The sequence below is a fragment of the Streptomyces sp. NPDC007162 genome (assembly GCF_040634175.1).
Classification (GTDB): domain Bacteria; phylum Actinomycetota; class Actinomycetes; order Streptomycetales; family Streptomycetaceae; genus Streptomyces.
On the sequence record NZ_JBEYFC010000851.1, the window covers coordinates 1 to 2,485 of the forward strand.

The following is a 2,485-nucleotide window of genomic DNA, read 5'->3' on the forward strand; positions in this document are numbered from 1 at the left end:
TACGTGTACGCCAGGTGCCCGCGAGCGGCCATGAGGTCCGGCGACTGCGGATGTCCCGGCGGGACGAGCGCACCGGCCTGTTCGACCAGCCGCCCGTCGTAGGCCAAGACGAAGGTGGCGCTCGACGATGCCGGCGAAGGGAACCTCGCGACGCTGGGGATCTCAGTGTTGTAGCCAGCACCACCCTCAAGACGGAAGCCTGCATGATCGAGCGTCAGGGCGGGGCCGGGCAGGATCGTGCCCGTGAACACTGCCTCGAACCGCAAGCGCCGTATCAGCGCTGTCGCAATCCTGGGTCTCGCCGCATCAGTGGCCGCGACCGGCACCGGACTCGCCGCCACGACCCCGCCGTCCACCGTGCACGCGACCGCCGCCACAGCTGCCGCCGCGCCCACACGGTCCTTCCAGGGCACGCTCCCCGCGCCGACCGGCCCCTACGCCGCCGGCGAGGACGTCATCCACCTCACCGACGCGAGCCGTCCCGACCCGTGGGTGCCGTCATCCGGCCCCCGCCAACTGACTGTCACGATGGTCTACCCGGCCGTCCCCGGGACCGGGACTCCGGCCCCTTACATGACCCTCGCCGAGGCAGCCGGACACATCCAGCGCGCGAAGATACCGGCGAGCTCCGGCATCACCCCGCAGAACGTCTCCAGCGTCACCACGCACGCCTTCGACGGCGCGCGGCCGCAGCGGGGCAAGTATCCGCTGGTGGTCCTCTCACCCGGGTTCGGGGACCCGCGCATGGTGCTCACCTCGCTCGCGACCGACCTGGCCAGTCACGGCTACGTCGTCGCGCTCGTCGGCCACACCTACGAGGACAGTGGCGAGACGCTGGCGAACGGCCAGACGCCGCCGTGCGCGATCTGCGATGACCCGAACCTCGACATGGACACGGTCACCGCCAGCCGCGCGCTGGACGTGTCCTTCGTGATCGACCGGTTGACGCACGGCAATACCGCGTGGTGCCTGGCACACCTCATCGACAAGCACGAGATCGGCATGGCCGGGCACTCCATCGGCGGAGCGGCGGCCGCCGCCACGATGATCGCCGACCCGCGGGTACGGGCCGGGGTGAACATGGACGGCACCTTCAGCCCGGCCCCGATGCCCGGCCAGATCAACCGGCCGTTCCTCATGCTGGGTGCGGCCGCGTACCACTCGGCCGGCGGTGGCGACAACTGGGGGCAGGCCTGGGCCGCCCTCGGCGGCTACAAGAAGTGGCTGGCGGTCACCGGCGCCAACCACCCCAGCTTCACCGACGTGGACCTGCTCGAGGAGGAGGCCGGGTTCCCGACGCCACCCCTCGATCCCGAACGTGGAATCGTGATCACGCGCGAGTACGTGACAGCGTTCTTCGACCAGACGCTGAAGGGGATCCACAGTCCGCTGCTGGACGGCCCCTCACCGAACAATCCGGAAGTAGCCTTCCAGTCCTAGTGCAGCGCCGCGTTGATCCTTCGAGGGTTCATGCGGCTCTGAGCGGGCTGCCGTCGTAGGTCCAGCGGCAGGGCTTGGCGTCGTGTTCGTCGTAGGCCAGACGAAGGTGTCCTGCTCCCGTCCGGCTACCGGCCGACCGACGAGCGCGCTGACCGTGGCGTCGCCCAGCAGGCGGGGCATGGTGAAGAACGGGACCTGGCCGTGTACCTGCGGCTCCGGCACTGGCGGCGCGGCGGGAGCGGTGCGCTGCTGGCGGAGCTTGGTCCACCACTCGACCCGCACACTCCGTCCGTTCCTGGTGGGCCTGCGCAGTGGCCGGGCAGATGCCGACCGGTCGCCGTAGGTGCCGCCCAAGGTGAGCTGGACCGGCCGAGGCCGGGCCTCCACCAGGCCCAGAGCCCACTCGGCGTCTTCTTCAACTCGGATCGCCATGAGGCACGGCTTGCACAGCCCGTCCGTGTTCAGGTGTGCCTCGTGCCGGCACCGCGGGCACACCCCGCGCTGGGGGTACTTCCGAACCCAGGGGCGGCACCCGTCGCACACCCGGCACCAGTGCACCACCAGCCACCCCAGGCACACCGGGCAGCTCCGCGCCAGCCCCTTCCCACGACCCACCGTCACCGTCCGGCCTGTCAGCTTGGCGGGAGCGAGCGCGGCCCGGCTCCACGACGGCCGCGCGGCACTGGCCGCACCGGGCCCGACCCCGGCTGTTCCTCGGCGCCGACGGCCCGTTCGCCGGAGCACCTTTCCGATCTCCAGCGAGCGGGGCGTCGCCGGGTGGCGGGGCCGCGTGGCATGGTCCCGCTGATGACGTACCTGCGTGAGGCCGGGATGGTGCCCGCGCCGCAGGTGACACCCTCGCCAGCGGAGGTTCTGCTGGAGCGGTACCGGTGCTGGATGCAATCCGAGCGTGGCCTGTCGGCCTCAACCATGCTGCGCTACGCGAACACCGCGCGACGCCTCCTGACCGAACAGGCAATGGTCGATGTCAGCGGCTCCAAGGGCGAGATCTGGGCGATCCCGCAGGACACCGGCCCGATGGGCA

Annotated in this window: 3 protein-coding genes and 1 pseudogene; 2 read left to right on the plus strand and 2 right to left on the minus strand. The window is 71.0% G+C overall.

What is annotated here, in order from left to right:
* On the minus strand, window positions 1–251 hold a 251-nt coding region (locus tag ABZ646_RS44890; protein ID WP_360533072.1), incomplete at its 3' end, for a hypothetical protein.
* Between ABZ646_RS44890 and ABZ646_RS44895 the strand changes: the two genes are divergently transcribed.
* The gene (locus ABZ646_RS44895; RefSeq protein ID WP_360533075.1) at window positions 244–1,440 is read left to right on the plus strand and encodes an alpha/beta hydrolase; all 1,197 of its coding nucleotides are present in this window, start codon (window positions 244–246) and stop codon (window positions 1,438–1,440) included. The two genes, ABZ646_RS44890 and ABZ646_RS44895, sit on opposite strands and share 8 nt — an antisense overlap.
* A gap of 632 nt (window positions 1,441–2,072) precedes the next feature.
* On the opposite strand, the pseudogene ABZ646_RS44900 reads toward ABZ646_RS44895, so the two are convergent.
* Window positions 2,073–2,180 (minus strand): annotated as a pseudogene (locus ABZ646_RS44900) (XRE family transcriptional regulator); the annotation flags it as partial.
* A gap of 67 nt (window positions 2,181–2,247) precedes the next feature.
* Here ABZ646_RS44900 and ABZ646_RS44905 point away from each other — a divergent pair.
* On the plus strand, window positions 2,248–2,485 hold a 238-nt coding region (locus ABZ646_RS44905), incomplete at its 3' end, for a hypothetical protein (protein WP_360533078.1).